General features: G+C 66.4%; 20 protein-coding genes. 8 read left to right on the forward strand and 12 right to left on the reverse strand.

Translation table 11 applies throughout. The features are described from left to right. Positions 1-6 precede the first annotated feature (6 nt). Positions 7-591, forward strand: coding sequence for an aminoacyl-tRNA hydrolase (pth, locus tag CR152_RS04645; RefSeq protein ID WP_099873876.1), 585 nt, complete (start codon positions 7-9; stop codon positions 589-591). 9 nt (positions 592-600) lie between these two features. On the opposite strand, the gene CR152_RS04650 is transcribed toward pth, so the two are convergent. Next, entirely contained in the window at positions 601-2,463 is a 1,863-nt protein-coding gene (locus tag CR152_RS04650; protein ID WP_099873877.1) for a DUF3857 domain-containing transglutaminase family protein, read from the reverse strand. Between the two features lie 326 nt (positions 2,464-2,789). Here CR152_RS04650 and CR152_RS04655 point away from each other — a divergent pair, with 326 nt between their 5' ends. The 7 genes from CR152_RS04655 (at position 2,790) to CR152_RS04685 (ending at position 9,640) form a co-directional block, all read left to right on the forward strand. After that, complete coding sequence (locus CR152_RS04655; RefSeq protein WP_307718603.1) at positions 2,790-3,164, forward strand: antitoxin Xre/MbcA/ParS toxin-binding domain-containing protein; 375 nt, start codon at positions 2,790-2,792, stop codon at positions 3,162-3,164. A gap of 241 nt (positions 3,165-3,405) precedes the next feature. Beyond that, positions 3,406-4,491 (forward strand): lysophospholipase, encoded by a 1,086-nt coding sequence (locus CR152_RS04660; RefSeq protein ID WP_099873879.1) that lies wholly within the window; start codon positions 3,406-3,408, stop codon positions 4,489-4,491. Between the two features lie 238 nt (positions 4,492-4,729). Further along, complete coding sequence (locus tag CR152_RS04665) at positions 4,730-5,146, forward strand: type II toxin-antitoxin system RelE/ParE family toxin (protein ID WP_099881994.1); 417 nt, start codon at positions 4,730-4,732, stop codon at positions 5,144-5,146. After that, positions 5,133-5,663 carry a helix-turn-helix domain-containing protein gene (locus CR152_RS04670; protein ID WP_229413275.1) on the forward strand — a complete coding sequence of 177 codons (531 nt, stop codon included), beginning with the start codon at positions 5,133-5,135 and terminating at the stop codon, positions 5,661-5,663. The genes CR152_RS04665 and CR152_RS04670 overlap by 14 nt, the downstream gene beginning before the upstream one ends. 198 nt (positions 5,664-5,861) lie before the next feature. Continuing rightward, positions 5,862-6,953 carry a redox-regulated ATPase YchF gene (ychF, locus tag CR152_RS04675; protein ID WP_099873880.1) on the forward strand — a complete coding sequence of 364 codons (1,092 nt, stop codon included), beginning with the start codon at positions 5,862-5,864 and terminating at the stop codon, positions 6,951-6,953. Between the two features lie 276 nt (positions 6,954-7,229). Then, positions 7,230-8,906: a sensor histidine kinase gene (locus CR152_RS04680; protein WP_099873881.1), complete on the forward strand. Its 1,677-nt coding sequence runs from the start codon at positions 7,230-7,232 to the stop codon at positions 8,904-8,906. Next, positions 8,903-9,640, forward strand: a complete 738-nt coding sequence (locus tag CR152_RS04685; protein WP_229413276.1) for a response regulator transcription factor — start codon at positions 8,903-8,905, stop codon at positions 9,638-9,640. Before CR152_RS04680 ends, CR152_RS04685 begins: the two co-directional genes overlap by 4 nt. Here CR152_RS04685 and CR152_RS04690 read toward each other — a convergent pair. The 11 genes from CR152_RS04690 to CR152_RS04740 form a co-directional block, all read right to left on the reverse strand. Next, entirely contained in the window at positions 9,627-10,535 is a 909-nt protein-coding gene (locus CR152_RS04690) for a type II secretion system F family protein (protein ID WP_099873882.1), read from the reverse strand. The genes CR152_RS04685 and CR152_RS04690 overlap by 14 nt on opposite strands. A gap of 13 nt (positions 10,536-10,548) precedes the next feature. Further along, positions 10,549-11,556 carry a type II secretion system F family protein gene (locus tag CR152_RS04695; protein ID WP_099873883.1) on the reverse strand — a complete coding sequence of 336 codons (1,008 nt, stop codon included), beginning with the start codon at positions 11,554-11,556 and terminating at the stop codon, positions 10,549-10,551. A 9-nt stretch (positions 11,557-11,565) separates the two neighbouring features. Then, positions 11,566-12,912 (reverse strand): TadA family conjugal transfer-associated ATPase, encoded by a 1,347-nt coding sequence (locus CR152_RS04700; RefSeq protein ID WP_099873884.1) that lies wholly within the window; start codon positions 12,910-12,912, stop codon positions 11,566-11,568. After that, positions 12,899-14,107 (reverse strand): CpaE/TadZ family protein, encoded by a 1,209-nt coding sequence (locus CR152_RS04705; RefSeq protein WP_099873885.1) that lies wholly within the window; start codon positions 14,105-14,107, stop codon positions 12,899-12,901. Before CR152_RS04705 ends, CR152_RS04700 begins: the two co-directional genes overlap by 14 nt. A gap of 21 nt (positions 14,108-14,128) precedes the next feature. After that, a complete protein-coding gene (locus tag CR152_RS04710) occupies positions 14,129-14,569 on the reverse strand; it encodes a TadE family protein (protein WP_099873886.1) in 441 nt (146 codons plus the stop codon). Continuing rightward, entirely contained in the window at positions 14,566-14,994 is a 429-nt protein-coding gene (locus CR152_RS04715; RefSeq protein WP_099882000.1) for a TadE/TadG family type IV pilus assembly protein, read from the reverse strand. Before CR152_RS04715 ends, CR152_RS04710 begins: the two co-directional genes overlap by 4 nt. Before the next feature lie 5 nt (positions 14,995-14,999). Further along, positions 15,000-16,295, reverse strand: a complete 1,296-nt coding sequence (locus tag CR152_RS04720; protein ID WP_099882002.1) for a pilus assembly protein TadG-related protein — start codon at positions 16,293-16,295, stop codon at positions 15,000-15,002. 57 nt (positions 16,296-16,352) lie between these two features. Further along, positions 16,353-16,556, reverse strand: coding sequence for a Flp family type IVb pilin (locus tag CR152_RS04725; protein WP_099873887.1), 204 nt, complete (start codon positions 16,554-16,556; stop codon positions 16,353-16,355). A gap of 53 nt (positions 16,557-16,609) precedes the next feature. Beyond that, positions 16,610-16,813 (reverse strand): Flp family type IVb pilin, encoded by a 204-nt coding sequence (locus tag CR152_RS04730; protein ID WP_099873888.1) that lies wholly within the window; start codon positions 16,811-16,813, stop codon positions 16,610-16,612. Between the two features lie 115 nt (positions 16,814-16,928). After that, positions 16,929-17,201, reverse strand: coding sequence for a hypothetical protein (locus CR152_RS04735; RefSeq protein ID WP_099873889.1), 273 nt, complete (start codon positions 17,199-17,201; stop codon positions 16,929-16,931). A gap of 10 nt (positions 17,202-17,211) precedes the next feature. Further along, positions 17,212-18,720, reverse strand: coding sequence for a type II and III secretion system protein family protein (locus tag CR152_RS04740; RefSeq protein ID WP_099873890.1), 1,509 nt, complete (start codon positions 18,718-18,720; stop codon positions 17,212-17,214). Between the last annotated feature and the right edge of the window lie 6 nt (positions 18,721-18,726).

Here is an 18,726-nt window from a genome sequence, read left to right on the forward strand (position 1 = left end):
AACACCATGCCCATTCGCCTGATCGTCGGCCTCGGCAACCCCGGCCCCGAGTACGAACAGACCCGCCACAACGCCGGTTTCTGGCTGGTCGACAACCTCGCCAACAGCCTGCCCGGTTGCCGCCTGCAGCGCGAAACGCGCTTTAACGCCTTCGTGGCGAAAACCTCGGTGGCCGGCCACGAAGTGTTTTTGCTCGAACCGCAAACCTATATGAACCGTTCCGGACAATCGGTAGGTGCTCTGGCGCGCTTTTACAAGATTAATCCCGACGACGTGCTGGTCGTGCACGACGAGCTCGACCTGGCGCCAGGCGCGGTCAAGATGAAGAAGGGCGGTTCCAGTGGCGGGCACAACGGCCTGAAAGACATCACGGCGGCGCTCGGCACCCAGGATTACTGGCGCTTGCGGCTCGGCATCGGCCATCCGCGCACGCTCGGCTCGCAGCAGCCGGTGGCCGACTTCGTGCTGCACCGGCCGCGCAAGGAAGAACAGATCCTGATCGAGGAAGCCATCGACAAGAGCTTGCGCATCCTGCCGCTGGCGGTCGAAGGCAAGTTCGATATCGCCACCATGCAGCTGCACACCGCTTGACGCCGCGATTCAGCCACCCTTGACGATGATCTGGCTCTTGAGGTCGCGCATCATGCGTTCGAGCAGCGGACGCAGGCGCACGTAGTCGGCCGGCGTGCAGATCATGCCGGCATGGCGGAAGCGCACGTTGCGCCGGACCAGCACCGTGTTGGCCTGGCGCGTGTAACTGGCCTGGTACGACAGGCCGGCATCGTTAAGAGACAGCGCTTTCGGCAGCGCCATGATGCGGATGCCGGGCGCGAACGCGATTGCCGTTTCGTCGGCGGCATCGATCCCGGGACAGATAAAGTCTTGCGTGCGGGTTTTTTCCTGCGCCATGCTAGCGACCGACTCGCCCAGTCCGCCCCAGAAATTGAAGCTGGTCGCCACCCCGGCCGGCCCCGGCAGGTCGGCGAAGTTGTCGCTCACGCCGGTAAACCCCATGCGGTACTCGTCGCCGGCGCCATCGAGCAGGCCGGCATCGAATGCACCATCGCCGTGCTGGCCCAAGGCTTGCAGCGTGCGCTCGACGAACAGGGCGCGTTCGGCCGGCGCCGTGTCGCGCACCGCCTGGCGGTAAGGCTCGGCCATTGCGCCGCCGGCCGTGCGCACCACCTTGAAACTGCCGCGGCCATTCTTGCCGACCTCGAAGCGCGCCAGCGTGCGGTTTGTCTCCGGCTGTACGGACGGGGTCTGCGCCAGCTTGCCTGTCTTGGCCAGCAACACTGGTTTACCGAGCGCGGCCGGCGGCAGATAGCCGGCGGTGACCGCATCCGAGGTCGAGTCCAGGTACAGCTCGAGCGCGGGAACGTAGGTGATTACGTGGTTGAAGATGCCCAGGGTGGGGGCATCGGGCAGGCGGTAGGCATTGCCGCTGTTGATCAGGGCGGCGCTGCTGTCGATGCCGCTTGCGGCCAGCAGCGCTTCGAGCAGGATCGCATGGTCCTTGCAGTCGCCGTAGCGGTTGTTCAGCACCGTGGCGGCCGCATGCGGCACCACGCCGCCGGCGCCGGTGTACACGGCCACGTAGCGGATATGGCGGCGCACCCATTCGGACAGGGCCAGCGCTTTGGCGCGCGCGGTGTCGAGACCGGCCGTCAGTTCGCGCGCCAGCGCGGCGATGGCCGGGGTAACGGCGGCTTGCGCCTGCGCGCGCGCGTGGTAGGCGCGGGCAAAGGCGGCGTAGTTGGGGAAGGTGGATACCGCCAGCCGCTTGCCGTAATCGAGATAGCTGACCGACTCCGCCTCGATGCGCCGGTTCGGCCCGCTGACGTACTGCCACTGATACACCTGGCGCCCGGATGGGCTGGTTGCCGGGACCGGCACGAAGCCGGCCGCATCCGCGTACAGCAGCATCGAGGAAGGCATGTCGTAGATCAGGTGAAACTGCTTGCTGGCGTAAAACTGGGACGAGGACAAATCCTCGAAATGCCCGGGGAACAAGGCGGTCTTGCGCTTGAGGACGTAGCGCACCGCCACCTTGTCGCCCACCGCGACGTCGGAAAACACGACGACTTTCAGGCGCGTATCCTGGAACATGGGCGCGTCGCCCGAGGCCGGCTCCTGCTGGTCCTTCACCTGTTCCGGCGGCACCGGGATGCGCCGTCCGTCCGGCTTGACGGTGTAGGCTTCGACTTCGCTGATCTCGTCGAGGCTGGTGTTGTAGCTGATGTAGTACTGGCTGTGTGCCTGCACTGCGCGCGGCAGAACGATGGTTTTGACGTTGTCGACCGTGAGGCGGTAGCTGCCGTCGGTGTCGACCACGAAGTGCTGGATGTATTTGTCGACCACCATCGAAGGATCGGTTCCGGTATCGGCGTCGGGGGCGGCGGCTGCGCTGGCGTTGGAAAGAAGGAAGAGGGCGCTCAATACTGCGGCGAGGCAAGTGTGCATGTAGGGCTCCGGACGAGGGGCATCAGCGGCCCATGTTACGCAGGCTCATGCTTCCGGATTTGACTTGCCGCAATCGCGCTCCGGTGGCGGGCATGAAGCTGGCCCGCGGCAGCCCGCATTGGCAAGTGCCGGGTGCGCGGCCAGCGTCTTTCGCGCTTGTTGCCTTCTTCATTCAACCTATACTGACGACTTAAAGGAGGCAACCATGTCCGATATAAAGGCGCCATCCGCGAAGCCAACGGCTTTGGTCCCCACCGCACAGTGAGCGGTCCGACATTGCCGTAACGCAGTCGTATCGAGGCGACCCGCAACAGCGAATCGAACTCATTCGCGGTGGCATACCGGCTGCTCGCATCGGCCAATTATCCTCACGCATGGGAATGAGCAAGGAGCAGCTCATTCATAGTCTCCGGCTTTCCCGCGCGGCCGTTAGCCGCAAGGAGAAGGAGGGGGCATTGCTGTCAAGCGATGAATCGGAACGCGTGATGGGCGTCGAGACCCTCATCGGCATGGTGCAGAGTATGGTGGAAGAGTCCGGTAACCCGGAGGGCTTTGATGCGGCGCGCTGGCTTGCCACCTGGTTAACTCAGCCGCTGCCGGCGCTAGGCGGCGCAACCCCTGCCAGTTACATGGACACGTTTGAAGGTCAAAAACTGGTCGCCGGACTGTGGTCCATGATGCAGAGCGGCGCATACGCATGACGGTGTCGCTATGGCGGATCGCAGTCGAGGCAGCAGGCTATTCAGCGAACGATCTCAGCGGAACCGGCGCCAGGATGATGGGAGGACACCCGGATGCCGCCGGTATCAGCGCAACAACGCGCAAGCGCTGGATGTACGATCCCCGGTTCTTTCCCTGATGCGCGCGCGGCTTGGTTCACCGCAAGCGCTGCTGTCAACATGCAACTTGCCGCAACAGACGTCTTGTCGCCATAATCACGGCATGCACGCACTTTCCTTCCACGCCGGCCCGCACGCGCTGGCCCACATCCGCCAGCACGGCTTGCGCGCGCGCGACATCGCGGTCGTTCCCGCCGCCGCCGGCGGCCCCAAGGGCTTGATCTTCCAGTCGCTCGACCAATGGCTGTTCGGCGACTGGTTCCCGCAAGCGCCGCGCGAGCGTGCCCTGATCGGCGCCTCGATCGGCGCCTGGCGCATGGCGGCCGCCTGCCGGGCCAATCCGGTCGCCGCGCTGGCGCGCTTGGGCGAGCTGTACTGCGGCCAGCGCTACACCGCCAAACCCTCGCCGCAGGAAATCAACGCCGTCTGCCGCAAGCTCCTGCACGAGCTGGTCGGCGGGCACGAGGCGCAAGTGACCGCTCACCCTCACCACCGCCTGCATGTGATCGCGGCGCGTGGACGGCGCGCGCTCGCAGAGCCAGCCCACCGGCGCGCCGAAGCGACCGGCTTTGCCGCCGCCGCGCTGCTCAACCTGGCCTCGCGCGCCAGCCTGGGCCGGGTGGCCGAGCGGGTCGTCGTCGGCGATGCGCGTGGCGCACCAAGCTGGATGCCGCCCGGCTTCGACAGCTTCACCACCCATTTCGCCACCCTCGACAGCGGCAACCTGGCCGACGCCCTGCTGGCCTCGGGCACCCTGCCCATGCTGATGCCGCCGGTGCGCACGATTGCCGGCGCCCCGCCCGGCGCCTACTGGGATGGCGGCCTGATCGACTATCACCTGGCGCTGCCCTACTCGAACCTGGCGCCGGGCGAAATCGTGCTGTACCCGCACTTCAGCGAGCACATCGTACCCGGCTGGCTGGACAAGGCGATGCCGTGGCGGCGCATGGCGCGCGGCGCCCAGCGCGGCTGGCTCGACAACGTGCTGCTGGTCGCGCCGACCCCGCATTTCCTCAGCACCCTGCCGCGCGGCAAGCTGCCCGACCGCAAGGATTTCACTTTCTACGGGCTCGACCACGACGCGCGCATCCGCAACTGGCAGCAGGCGATCGGGCAGGGCCAGCGCCTGCGCGACGAGTTCGCCGCGTTTGTCGACCAGCCCGACCTGTCGCGCATCCAGGCATTCTGAAGAGCAGCTTGATCCTGCGATGAGCATCGCCGTTTTCGTCTTGGAAAGGTCGGCGGCGGGCGTCGTCTTCCCTGCTGGGATCGACTTTCGGCGAAGCCTCCGAGCGTCAACGCGGCCAGTTGCGCCCGCCATGGGCGCGCGACACACGTCAGGAAGCGGCCAGGCGTATCGTCGTGCGTGAGCCAGAAACTCATACTTATTGCATTGTAATGCGTAGTACGGGATGCTACAGTTATCTATGCCAAAAAGAACCGCGCCTTCCAAAGCCGCCTCAACGGCAGCCCCTCCAGTCGCGGAGGCGCGGGTTTTCAAGACAGCTTGGTTCGCCAGAGCGGCACGCAAGCGCGGGATTACCGACCCCGAGCTGTGCAAGGCCATGAAGGAGGTCATGGAAGGCAAAGCCGACCCCTTGGGCGGCGGCGTCTGGAAGAAGAGGCTCAATGACAACATGGATCGATCCATCATCGCCGCGAAAGGCGAAAAGAACTGGATCTTCATGTTCCTGTTTATGAAAAAGGACCGTGAAAACATCGACAAGGCTGAGGAGACTCATTTCAAGAAGTTGGCGGGCAGCTATGCACTACTGACACCGGCAGCCATCACGGCATTGTTGAAATCAAGCGATTTTGTGGAGATATGCCATGAGGAATGCTAAACCGGCGACAGCCAAGCCCGCCAAGGCCGCCAACAAGCCAGCGGCAAAATCCGCGCGACCTGAAACAAGGCAGAAAGCTGACGCCTTGGCGGCGATGGCAGTAGCCGCCCCCGCGCGCCAGGCGGTGAAAGCCGCCAAAACGGGCGCTGGCATGAAGAGTGCTTCCAGCGCGCGAGCGCGGCCTCACCGTAGCGACGCGTTCGAGGCGATCCACAGCGCCGCGGCCGCGCTCCATTCGGTCGGCATTATCGACAAAAAGACGATGCGCGAATTTGACGAGAGTTGCTTTACCCCGCCATCGTTTACCGCGCGCGACGTGCTGCGCATCCGCAATAAGGAGAACCTCAGTCAGGAAGTTCTGGCGCGCTATATGGGGATAACGAAGTCGACCGTGGTCAAATGGGAGTCGGCGTACAATATTCCAAGCCCAATGGCACAGCGGTTGTTGAAAGTCATCGACGAACAAGGCATTGATGCTATTGCCGCAGCGCCAGGACGCCGCACTGGGCGTGCTTAGGCCGAAAACGCAGGAGGGCGTGCTTGACACGGCGCGACGGCCGAGCGCCGCGATTGCCGTCCTGACTGCCGCCGCGTCCGGGCATGGCACGCCCAAACCCGGTTTTTGCGGCCCCCGGTCCCGTCCAAGGTTACAATATGGGGTTTTGGGGCTTGCCTGTTTGAGCGCCCCTCGTCCATCGAACTAGAAAGTCTTCCCATGAGTCTCCAATGCGGCATCGTCGGCCTGCCTAACGTCGGCAAGTCCACCCTCTTCAACGCGCTGACCAAGGCCGGCATTCCGGCCGAAAACTATCCGTTCTGCACGATCGAGCCGAACGTCGGCGTGGTCGAAGTGCCGGACCCGCGCATGGCTGCGCTGGCTGACATCGTCAAGCCGGAACGCATGGTCAACGCCATCGTCGAATTCGTCGACATCGCCGGCCTGGTCGCTGGCGCGTCGAAGGGCGAGGGCCTGGGCAACCAGTTCCTGTCGCACATCCGCGAAACCGATGCCATCGTCAACGTCGTGCGCTGCTTCGAGGACGACAACGTGATCCACGTGGCCGGCAAGATCAGCCCGCTGGACGATATCGAAGTTATCCAGACCGAGCTGGCGCTGGCCGACATGGGCACCGTCGAAAAAGCCATCCACCGCGAGAACAAGAAAGCCCGTTCCGGCGACAAGGATGCCGCCAAGCTGGTCGCCCTGATGGAACGCATGATGCCGTTCCTGAACGATGCCAAGCCGGTGCGCGCGATGGGCCTGGATGCCGAAGAAATGCTGCTGATCAAGCCGCTGTGCCTGATCACCGCCAAGCCGGCCATGTACGTGGCTAACGTGTCCGACACGGGCTTTACCAACAACCCGCTGCTCGATCAGTTGACCGCCTACGCCAAGGGTCAGAATGCCCCGATCGTGGCCATCTGCGCCGCCATCGAGTCCGAAATCGCCGACCTCGACGATGCCGACAAGGGTGCCTTCCTGGCAGACATGGGCATGGAAGAGCCAGGTCTCGACCGCCTGATCCGCGCCGCCTACAAGCTGCTCGGCCTGCAAACTTACTTCACCGCGGGCGTGAAGGAAGTGCGCGCCTGGACCATCCACGTGGGCGATACCGCGCCGCAAGCGGCCGGCGTGATCCACACCGACTTCGAACGCGGCTTCATCCGCGCGCAAACCATTGCCTACGATGATTTTGTCGCGTACAAGGGCGAGGCCGGCGCCAAGGAAGTGGGCAAGATGCGCGCCGAAGGCAAGGAATACGTGGTCAAGGATGGCGATGTACTGAACTTCCTGTTCAACGTCTAAGCCGATTGCCGGATGTCGCCGCCTGTCGGCGCATTCCGGTGAAAAACAAAAGCCCCGTGCATCCTCGTGATGGCGGGGTTTTTTCATGCCGCAATGGTTTTCCGCACCCGAGCGCCAAGGCCCATGGCCCGATGCTGTGACGCGTGTCATGGGCGGCTGAAAGTAACAACCTACAATCAATAATCGATTGGCAACACCAACAGTAACCCCGGCCCGGCCCGGCCCGACGGCGACGGCGGCAGGCGGCACGGCTTGACTGCGAACGGAACGACAACGATGGTCATCGCGGACTCCCCCCTCGACAAGGATGCTGCCGGTACGGTGGCGCAGTGGGATGTCGCCTATAGCCAACTGGTCGCGCGCATCCGGCTGGTGCTGACCGTGTCGGCGGTCCTGGTCGCCGTCCTCGACCACGCCGGCCCCGACCGTATCAACGTCACCGCGCTGCTGGTCCTGTCCGTCTATGCGGCGCTGTGCGCGGCTGTCTACCTGTTCCCCCAATGCCAGCCGCGCTGGACCCGCGGCAAGCTGCGGCACCGGCTCGACGTGGCCGTGTCGGCGGCCGTGGTGGCCGCGGTCGGCCCGGCCGAGATTTTCCCGCTGGTCTTCCTGCTGTTCGCGATCGTGGTCGCATCGCTGCGCTACGGCCTGGCCGAAGGCGTGCGCGTCACCATCGCCACCGTCCTTCTGTACTACGTGGCGGCCATCATCACGCTGCCCGACGTGACGCCGGCGCGCCTGCTGCTGCGCGCGGTCGTGCTGCTCGCCTTCGGCCGCGTAATCGCCCAGCTGGGCGAGATGCACATTCTGGCGGCACGCCGCCAAGCACTGCTGCGCGAACTGAGCCAGGTGGCCAATCCGCGCTTCGGCATCGACCGCAGCATGACCGCCGCGCTGGAGCGGGTGCGCGCGTTTTTCACTGCCGACAGCTGCCTGCTGCTGCTGGGCGACCACGACAGCGGCGGCCACGCGCTGCGCACAGTGCGCGCACATGGCCCGACGGTGGCGCCGGCGGACCCGATCGACCCCGCCCTGGCGCGCGCCCTGCTGCCCGAGCCACCTACGCAGGTGCTGCTGTTCACGCGCGCGTGGCGCTGCTGGCGCGCCTTCGGCGGCTGCGCGCTCGGTCATGACAGTGCCTGGGCGCCGCACGACCCTGCCCGCCTGGAGGAAGTGGCCGACCTGCTGGGCACGACCTCGTTCATCAGCGCCCCCGTGAGCTTTGGGCGCGGCAAGGGCCGCATCTACGTGGCCACGCGCCTGCGCCACCTGGGCCGCGGCGATGCACTGTTCCTGGCGCGTATCGCCGAACAGGGCTTGCGCGCCATCGACCGCATCGATCTGCTGGACCGCATCGCTTCCGACGCGGCCGGCCTGGAGCGCAAGAAGATCGCGCTCGACTTGCACGACACAGCCATCCAGTCCTACATCGGCTTGCAGCTCGGCCTGGTCGCTCTGTGCCGCAAGGCCGAGCCCAGCAATCCGCTCGCCCCCGACCTCGACAAGCTGGTGACGATGGCGGCCGAGGTCATCGCGCAGCTGCGCGACGAGGCCCAGCGTGCCTGCGGCGCCGCACCCGCCGACGACGCCATCTTCCTGGCCGCGCTGCGCCGTCAGGCGGCCCGGGCGATGGCGACGTACGGCGTCGAGATCCGCATCGATGTCGGCGCCAACGTCACGCTCGGCGACCGGCTCGGCGCGGAAGTGCTGCAGATCGTGCGCGAAGGCATCAGCAACGTTTGCCGCCACACCGACGCCACAACGGCCACTGTGGCGCTGCGCTGCAGCGGCGCCATGCTGCATATCGAGATCGTCAACGCGCACAGAGGCAATGCGCCGCCGATCTTCCAGCCGCGTTCGCTCAGCGAGCGTGCCAGCGCCCTTGGTGGCGCTGCCTCCGTGCGCCAGGGCGGCGCCAACGACACCATTGTCACCGTGGAGATCCCATTATGAAAAGTGAAGCACAGGACGACTCCGGCCCGGTCAAGGTCATGCTGGTGGAAGACCACCAGACCATGCTGTGGGGGCTGCAAACCCTGGTCGACGCCGAACGCCCGCGCATGACGGTGGTGGGCACGGCGCGCACCTGCGACGAGGCGCTGGCCGGCGCCGCGCAACTGGCGCCGGACGTGATCCTGCTCGACCTCGACCTGGGCGGCGTGTCCACGGTCGAGTTCTTGCCGGAACTGCTGGCCAACGGCGTCTCGCGCGCGCTGGTGCTGACCGCCGCCCACGATCCGGACCTGCTCGACCTGGCGGTACGGCGCGGCGCGCGCGGCATCCTGCACAAGGAAGTGACGGCCGAACAAGTCATCAAGGCCATCGCCAAGATCCACCGCGGCGAACTCTGGTTCGACGCCGACACCATGGACCGCGTGTTCGGCCAGATGCTGGGCTGGCGCCGCGCGCTGCGTCCCGATCCGCCCGAGGAAAAGCACGCCGCCCTGACCGCGCGCGAACGCGCCATCGTCAGCGCTGCCGTCGAACACAGCGGCTGCGCCAACCACGAGGTGGCGCAGCGCCTGTTCATTTCCGAGCACACCCTGCGCAACCATCTCAGTTCGATCTACCGCAAGCTCGACGTCCCCAACCGGCTCGGCATGTACGTGTACGCGATCCGCCATGGCCTGGTCCAGCCCCAGCCCGGCGAGACCGGCCCGCGCCACGAGCGCCTCAATGGGCACTGAGCACCGGCATGATGGTGCGCACGATGATGATCATCGCCGGCCCCAGCACCACCATGATGATCGCCGGGAAGATGAACAGGGCCAGCGGAATGAGCATCTTGGTCGGTACCTTGGCCGCATGCTCCTCGGCCCGCACCTGGCGCTTGTGGCGCAGGTCTTCTGAAAACACCCGCAGCGATTCGCCGATGCTGGTGCCGAATTTATCCGATTGCGCCAGCATCGTGGCGAAGGTGCCGACTTCCTCGATACCGGTCCTTAGCGCCAGGTTGCGCAGCGATTGGGCGCGGCTGGCGCCGGCCCGCATCTCCAGGTTGGTCAGGTGCAGTTCCTCGGCCAGCGCGCGGCTGCTCATGCCCATTTCATCGGCCACCCGCGTCAAGGCGGCGTCCAGCCCCAGGCCCGCTTCCACGCACACCAGCATCAGGTCGGCGGCATCGGGAAAGTGCTCGAAAATCTCGCGCTTGCGCTCGCGCAGGCGCAGCCACAGCGCCACGTTCGGCAGGTAGCAGCCCGCCAGCGCCGCGATCCCCAGGTTCATCAGCACCGTCATTTCGTCCATGCCGGTGAAGGCGCGCAGCAGCAGCCAGGTAGCGCCCGCGAACACCAGCGGCAGCACCGTCTTGAGGCCGAAATAGATCAGGCGCGCGTCGTTGCGCCGGATGCCGGCATTGATGAAGCGCAGGCGCAGGGGCGAACTTTCCCAGTCGCCGGCGGGCGCCAGCACGCGCGCGAACGGGCCGACCGCCTGCGCCACGGTGGCGCTCCAGTCGGTTGCGGCGGCCGGATTGCCGATCGCGTCCAGCCGCCGGTCGAGGCGGGTGGGCACGAGCAGCAGATACAGGCCGGCGATGGCGGTGGTGACGGCCAGGCAGACCAGGGCAGCGAGCACGAACATGATGATCCCCTTTTCAGATACGGATACGAATGATGTGGCGCAGCAGCAGAATGCCGAACGCCATCGAAATGAGCATGCCGCGCACCAGGCTCTGGCCCAGCGGGTCGGTCCACAAAGGCGCCATGAATTCCGGGTTGAACACGCTCATCAGGCCACCGATGGCGAACGGCAGCAGCGACAGCAGCCAGGCCGACATGCGGCCCTCGGCCGAGAGCACGCGCACATGCCAGAACAGCTTGAGGCGCTGGCGGATCAGGCGGCTCAGGTTGGTCAGCACCTCGGTCAGGTTGCCGCCCGAATCGCGCTGGATCAGCACTGCCACCACGAAGTAGCGCAGGTCGGTGATCGGCGCGCGCACGCTCAGGTTGCCCAGCGCCTGTTCGAGCGAGACGCCGAAGTTGATCTCGTCATGCACCAGCCGGAATTCGCTGGCGATCGGCTCGGCCATTTCGTCGCCGATCATCTGCAGGCCGGCCCCGAAGGCATGGCCGGCGCGCAGGGCGCGCGCCAGCAGGTCCAGCGCGTCGGGCAATTGCTGCTCAAGTTTCGTCAGGCGGCGCCGGCGCCGGCGCAGCATATAGGCCAGCGGCAGCCAGGCCACCACGCCCCCCGCCAGCGCACCGGCCATGAAGGGCTGGTGCAGCAGTCCCGTCACCAGCAGGAAGCTGGCCGCGCCCAGCGCCACGCAGGCCAGCAGCAGTTTCGAGACGGTCCAGTTCAGGTTCGCCTGCAGCAGATAGCGGTCGAGCTGGTGGGCGCGCGGCAGGCGCAGCAACAGGCGCTGGAACAGCGGAAGCTCGCTCATCATGCGCTCGCGCAGCAGGTGCGACTGGGCCGAACTGTCGCCCGCCGCCGACAAGGCGTTGAGGCGATGTTCGATCTTCTTGGCCTGCGGTCCCTTGTAGGTCTTCCACATCAGGTACATCCCCTCGAACAGCAGGACCACCGCGATGAACACCAGCACCGACAGCAGCGGCGAAATGGGAGCGCCGCTGCCAGCGCCGTTGACTTGACTGAGCATGATGGCCTCCTACTGGTAGCGGCGGGTGCTGTCGAACATGGCGTCGGGCAGGCTCACGCCGAACGCGCGCAGGCGGTCGCTGAACTTGGGGCGCACGCCGCTGGCCTGGAAGTAGCCTTCGACGGCGCCGTCGGCGGCCACGCCGGTCTGGCGGAAGGCGAAGATTTCCTGCATGGTGATGATGTCGCCTTCCATGCCGGTGATTTCCTGGATGCTGGTGATCTTGCGGCGCCCGTCGATCAGGCGCAGGCCCTGGATCACCACCGTGATGGCCGAGGCGATCTGCTGGCGCGCCGCCTTGTGCGGCAAATTCAGGTTGGCCATGCCGATCATGTTTTCCAGGCGCGAGAGGGCGTCGCGCGGGTTGTTGGCGTGGATGGTGGTGAGCGAGCCGTCGTGGCCCGTGTTCATGGCCTGCAGCATGTCGACCGCCTCGGCACCGCGCACCTCGCCGATGATGATCCGGTCCGGGCGCATGCGCAGCGCATTGCGCACCAGCGCGCGCTGCGTGATTTCGCCCTTGCCTTCGATGTTGGCCGGGCGCGTCTCCATGCGCACCACGTGCGGCTGCTGCAGCTGCAGTTCGGCCGCGTCTTCGATGGTGACGATGCGCTCGGCCGGCGGAATGAAGCCGGACAGGATGTTGAGCAGGGTGGTCTTGCCGGCCCCGGTGCCGCCGGCGATGATCATGTTGACCTTCGACTTGCACAGCCCTTCGAGCACGGTCGCCATGTCGGGCGTGAGGCTGTGCAGGTCGTGGATCAGGTTATCCATCTTCAGCGGAATGTGGGCGAAGCGGCGGATCGACATCATCGGGCCATCCAGCGCCACCGGCGCGATCACGGCGTTCACGCGCGAGCCGTCCGGCAGGCGCGCGTCGACCATGGGGCTCGATTCGTCGATGCGGCGCCCCACCAGCGAGACGATCTTGTCGATGATGCGCAGCAGGTGCTTTTCGTCGGTGAAGCGCACCGTGCTCAGTTCCAGCCGGCCCTTGCGTTCCACGAAAATGCGGTTGTAGCTGTTGACCAGGATGTCGGAGACGGTCGGATCGGCCATCAGCAGTTCCAGCGGGCCGAAGCCGAGCATCTCGTGCTGGATGTCGCGGATCAGCGAGCGCCGTTCCGATTCGTTGATGGCCGCCTGCTCCTCGTCGAGCAGGCGTTCGGCCATCACCGCGATTTCGCCGCGCAGCATGGGACCTGGCAGCGCTTCGAGCGCGGCCAGGTCGAACTTGTCGAGCAGTTTCAGGTGGATGCGCCCCTTGATGACGTGGTAGTCGTCGCTGGCGCCGGAGGCGGCCACGCGCATGTCGGCCTGGCTGTCGATGGCATTGAGTTGTTCACGGAAGGACATGGGATTCTCCTGAGTGGCGTCCAAACAGGCGTCCGGTAAGGCGTCCGAACAGGCGCGACGGCACGCCGTCCTGCGCGGTGTGCGCGGCCTGCGGGCGCGTCATGAGCGCTTCGGCCAGAGCGGCCACGCCGTGCAGCACCGGGTTGGCGCGCGCGTTCGCCGTCAAGGGTTCGCCATGGTCGATCGCCGCGGTCACCTGCTTGTACGAGTTGGCGACCGTGTGGATCGCATACTTGCCCAGCGCCCGCTCGATCTCGGCCACGCCGATCGCCCCTTTGCGCTCGAAGCGGTTGACGATCAGTTCGATCTTGTCGGCACCGTAATCGAGCGACTTGAAAATGGCCAGCATCTTCTTGGCGTTGCGGATCGACGCCAGGCCGGCCTGCAGTACCGGATAAATGCGATAGGCGCGGTCGAGCGCCTTGATGCTCAGGGTGGTCACCGGGCGCCCGATATCGAGCACCACGTAGTCGTAGTGCCGCACCGCCAGGGCCAGTACCGCCTCCACGTGCGCCGCGCTGATTTCGACCGCCTGCGCATGGTCGTCGGGCGCGGCCAGGATGCTGAAATTGGGCGTCACCTTGACCGTGCTGGCGGCCAGGAAGGAAGCGTCCAGGCGCGCGATGGCGCGCGCCACGTCGGCCAGGGTCGATGCGGGACGGCCATCGTGCACGAACGCGAGCGCGTCGCCGAACTGCAGGTTCAGGTCGACCAGCAGCACGGAACGGGTTTGCGCCAGCTGGTATCCCAGGCTGGTGGCGAGGAAGGTGGCGCCGCTGCCGCCCTTGCAGGAGATGAAGGCGAGCACCTTGCCTTCGCTGTGCGCCTGGGCGCCGCGCAGCTTGGCGCCGATGCGCAGCAGCGCCGCCTCCAGTTCGGCCGGCGCGAGCGGCGCCGGCAGCACCTCGCGCACGCCGGAGCGCATGGCGTTGATCAGGAAGTCGGGGGTGCAGATCGCGCACAGCAGCACCACGGCGATGTGCGGATGGCCGCTGGTGAGCGCGCCGATGGCGGCCAGGCCCGCGCTGTCGGCGCAGCCGTCGACCAGCATCAGGTCGGGCTGGTCGCGCCCGGCCAGCGCCAGCAGGTCGCCGGCGCCGCCGACGGTGGGCAGCACCACGTGCGCGCCGCCCTGCAGCAGCTGCCCGATCTCGTTGATGCGTAGTTTGTCGGGCGATACGATGGCAATTTTCATGGCGAGTTCCTTGGTTCGGTTTTATTGGCAGATGAGCGCGTTATTGGGATCGCGCCGCATCATTTCGCGCGGCAGATAGGTGCTGAACGCGGGCAGCGCGCGCACCGGCATCACCGCCCCGACCACCGGCGAGAGCCAGCGGTATTGCAGGCTGGTGACGGTCACCGTCACCCCGGCGCAGCTGGCGGCGTCGCAGCCGGACGGCTCCCACGCCAGCGCCACCGCGCCGATTTCGGGCACCATCATGCGCATCTTCTGCAGTACCTGTCCCTGGTTGGCCGGGTCGGCGCACACCACCGCGTAGCGCGCGCCGGCGCGGGTCGCCTCGGTGGCAGCGTTCCAGGTGAACAGCATGCGCGCCACGTCGGTCACGCCGAGCAGGAACATGAAGAAGAGCACCAGCACGAACGCCAGTTCGATCGTCGTCGCGCCGTTGCGGGGGGCTGTTTTCCTGGTTTTCATAATGGGCTGCGCATGGTGGCGCTGATATCGTTGAAGGAAATGACCGCGAACCTGGCCCCGAACATATTGGCCATCAGCGGCCGGAATTGGTAGCCCGAGACCCGGATCGTGACGGTGTTCATCAGCGGATCGCTGCCTGCCGTCTGCCAGGTCGGCGCCGGCACGTTGGCCGCCGTCAGCGCAGGGTCGAGCAGGGTGCCGGTGCCGGCCACGTTCCCGTACAAAATCATGTTGCGCGCCTCGACGACGTGGGTGCCCGGGGTTTGCACCGACAGGTAGCGCACCGCATTGCGCACGGTCTTGGCGGTGGTGTTGTAGCGGTAGACGGCGCGTCCGAGTTCGGCGCACACGAGCGAGAGAATGAGCAGCAGCGGCAGCACGAACGCGAATTCGACCAGGGCCACGCCTTGTTGACGTTTTTTCATGGCGCTCACCTCACCAGTACCGGCACCAGCGGCCCGGCCAGGCCACCCGGCGTGCCACCCGGCGAGCAGGGCGAGGCCGCGATCCCTGCCAGGCCGCGAAACTCCAGCCTGGCCGGGTCGTTCGGGCCACTGAGTGGATGCAGCATGAACATGCACACGAAATCGATGACCTGGGACGCGCCATTGATCACCGGGACGATCACCAGGCGCCGGCTGGTGCCGTACTGGCGGTGCTCGCCGGCCGCGCCGGGCGTGGCCAGCTTGTGGAAGCTGTTCAGGCGGTTGTTGTCGTTGAAGGCGATCTGCGACCCGGTCTTGATACTGGTGCCGGTGTCGGCCAGCGAGGCGTAGGCGGCGCGCTTGGTGATGTAGTTCTGGGCGCTGGCGTGCGAGCCGGGTGCCGGCGTGCCGGCAAAGGCATTCTGCGGTACCGCATTCTTCCAGTTGGCGGCAGTGTACGAGTATCCGCTCTGGTCGGGATGGTTCAGGGCGGGGGAGTCGCTGTTCTTGTAGACCCCGAAGCGGTAGTTCCACGGCCGGTCCACGCTGGTTTGCGCGCCCGGGGTGCCGAGCGTGTCGCCCAGGCGTGTGCCGCAGTAGCCTCCTTCGGCCAGTTCGGCGGCCGTTTCGCTGGCGCTTTTGCTGCCATCGAGGTTGTACCAGCCCATTTCGCCGGCCGAGGAGGCCGCGCCGGCCTTGTCGAACACGGTCACCCATTCGCCGACCAGGAAACCGTAGTTGTTCGATGGCGTGCCGCCCACCTTGGCTTTCATCGCCACCGGGATCGGGCAGGTGCTCTGGGCGCTGCCGCGCGTGGCGACCGCGCTGGCCAGCACCGCGCGCGTGGACGGATTGGCCGTGCCGTTGCCGGCAAACGTGCCCAGCGCGTGCAGCAGCCACATTCTTATCCCGCTCTGGCGGTGCTCGCACTGCGCGTAGCGCGCGCTGGCGGGGGCGGTGGTGGGCATGTAGCTCTGGTCCCGGAAGCTGATGCCGGTGTCGGGCAACTGGCCCTTGCCGTCCCAGCTCGCCGACTGCAGGTTGACCCGGTTCAGGTTAGCCGCGGTGGTGCCGGCGCGGCGCGCCCGCGCCAGTGCGCTCGACTGGCCGTCGAGCTCCTGGGCCGCGGCCAGGGCGCAGCTGTCCATGGCCGTTTGCAGCTCGGTCTTGACGATGAACAGGCGCCCCAGGTCGAAGGCGATGGCGACAAACCCCAGCAGGAAAAACAGCAGGAAGCAGACCGTCAGAATCACCGCGCCGTGCTGGCGCTGGCGAACTGCGTATCGATTGTGCGGGATCATGGTTTTCATCCAAAAAATGACGGGCCGCGGGCAGGCCGCGGTCCGTCGGCTGGTGGGTCAGGCGCAGGCGCCGCCGGTCAGGCAGGATTCGACGCGGGCGATGAAGCCGGAGAAGCTGGTGCCGGTGAGATTGCGCAGCGCGACCACCAGGATGATCGAGACGACCGCGATGATCAGCGCGTATTCGACCACCTGGGCGCCTTCGTCGTCGCGCAGGAAGGAGCGGATGCTGCGGCTGGCGTTGTTGAGCAGGGCGTTCATGGTGTGGACCTTTCAGTTTTGTTATCGGGAAGAGTTTGTTGGTACGCCGCGCATCAGGCGCAGGCGCCGCCGGTCAGGCACGATTCGACGCGGGCGATGAAGCCGGAGAAGCTGGTGCCGGTGAGGTTACGCAGCGCCACCACCAGGATGATCGAGACGACCGCGATGATCAGTGCATACTCGACGACCTGGGCGCCTTCGTCGTCGCGGGCGAAGGATTGGACCGAGTGGTTTATCGATTTCAAAAAAGTGTTCATTTGACGTACCTTTCATGTGAGATGGAGGGACAAACATGCCCGCCCATGCGGGCGGGGTACTGCTCCGGACGGCGGCCCCATGGCCGCTGCCAGATCCTGTGGCGAGCCTGCCGGCTCACTTGGCGGCGGGGCCGCCGATGTTGATGACGTTGACCACCGGCGGCGGCGCCTTGAAGCTATCCTGGTAGCGCGTCATGGCGTCGCGCGCGGCCTGGCCGTCGATGCCGGCCACCGGGTCGGGCGTGGCGCCCGCCTGCGGGTCGATGGTCATGGCGCTGCGCGCTTCGCGCACGGCGTCGCCGAAACGCGCGTCGTAGCGGGGGGCTGCGGCGCAGCCGGCCAGCATGGCCAGCACGGGCAGCGCGGCGCGGCAAATGAGTGTGTTCATGGCGCTCTCCTTATTCGGTTTTTGCGGGGGCGGACTTGCCTTCGGTCTTGCCCATGAAAATCCGGTCGGCACGACTGGCCGGCACGTGGTGGTCGGTCGGCGCCGCCAGTTCGCTGGCCGGTTTGACCAGGCGCGGCGTGACGATGAAAATCAGCTCGGTCTGGTCTTTCTGGAACTCGGTCGAGCGAAACAGCGCGCCGAGCACCGGTATGTCGCCCAGGCCGGGAAAGCGGGACAGGGTTTCGGTCACGTTGTTGCGGATCAGGCCAGCGATGGCGAAGCTCTGGCCATCGTTCAGCTGCACCGTGGTGTCGACCCGGCGCGTGGTGATCGAGGGCAGCACCGAGGTCACGCCGCCGCTGGTGGTGAAGGGCGAGCCGGTCTGGGCCAGCTCCGACACTTCCGATACCAGCTTGAGGTTGATGCGGGCCCCGCCCAGCACCGTCGGCGAGAACTTGAGGCCGACCCCGAATTCCTTCTCTTCCAGGGTGACGGTGGAGCCGCCGCTGTCGCGCGACTGGGCCACCGGAATGAAGATCTTGCCGCCCGACAGGAAGCTGGCCGACTGGCCGCTGATGGCCATGATGTTCGGTTCGGCCAGCACCCGCACCAGGCCATCTTTTTTCTGCGCGTCGACCCCGAACAGGGTGGCGCCGCGCGCTCCCGCCGACAGCCGCGCCCCGGCGGCCGAATTGCCGCCCCTGACCGCGGCGTCGGCCACGGCGCCCAGTGCCGCGCCCGAGCCGCCGTGACTGTACTGCCCAACCACCGCCGGCGCTCCGCCCAGGATGCCCGAGATGAGGCGCGAGCTCAGGCCGTCGGCCGAGGCCACCATGCGGGCAAAATCGACGCCGAACTTGTCGAGCAGGGTCTTGCTGACTTCGGCGATCTTCACTTCCAGCATCACTTGCTGGGGCGAGCCGACGCGCAGCAGGTTGAGCACGCGCTTGCCGCCGCCGTAGGCACCGGCCACGCGCAGCGCTTCGTCGAGCTGGCCGGCGTCGCGCACCGTGCCGGTCAGCACGATGGCGTTTTCGGCACTCTTGACGACGATGCCGGTTTCCTCGGGCATCAGCTCGGCCAGCTTGGCTTGCAGGGTGGCCGGGTCGATCTCCACCACGATGTCGCGCAGGTAGCACACCCCGCTCGCATCCTGCAAAATGAGGCTGGTGGCGCCCGCTTTTTTCCCGAGCAGGAACAGGTCGGTCGGGCTGAGCAGCAGTACCTCGATCTCGGCGATGCTGCCCACGTCCGCCGCGTCGCCCGCCGCCGCCGGGGTTGCCGGGGAAGCCTGTTTGGCGTCGCGCTGGCCGCTGGCCACGATGCGGGTCACCGGCGCCGTCAGCGCAATCACCGACGACTTACCGAGCATCACCTGCGCTGCCTTTGCGACGACCACCGACTTGCAATTTTTCGGGCCGCCAGCGCCCCGCGTTGCTGCTTCTGCTGCCCAGGCAGGCGTGGCAACCATGCCTGCGGTCGCGACGGTCCATGCCGCCATGCGAATGTGCTTGTTCATGATTCA

The sequence above is a fragment of the Massilia violaceinigra genome (genome assembly GCF_002752675.1).
In the GTDB taxonomy this organism is placed as follows: Bacteria; Pseudomonadota; Gammaproteobacteria; order Burkholderiales; family Burkholderiaceae_D; genus Telluria_A; species Telluria_A violaceinigra.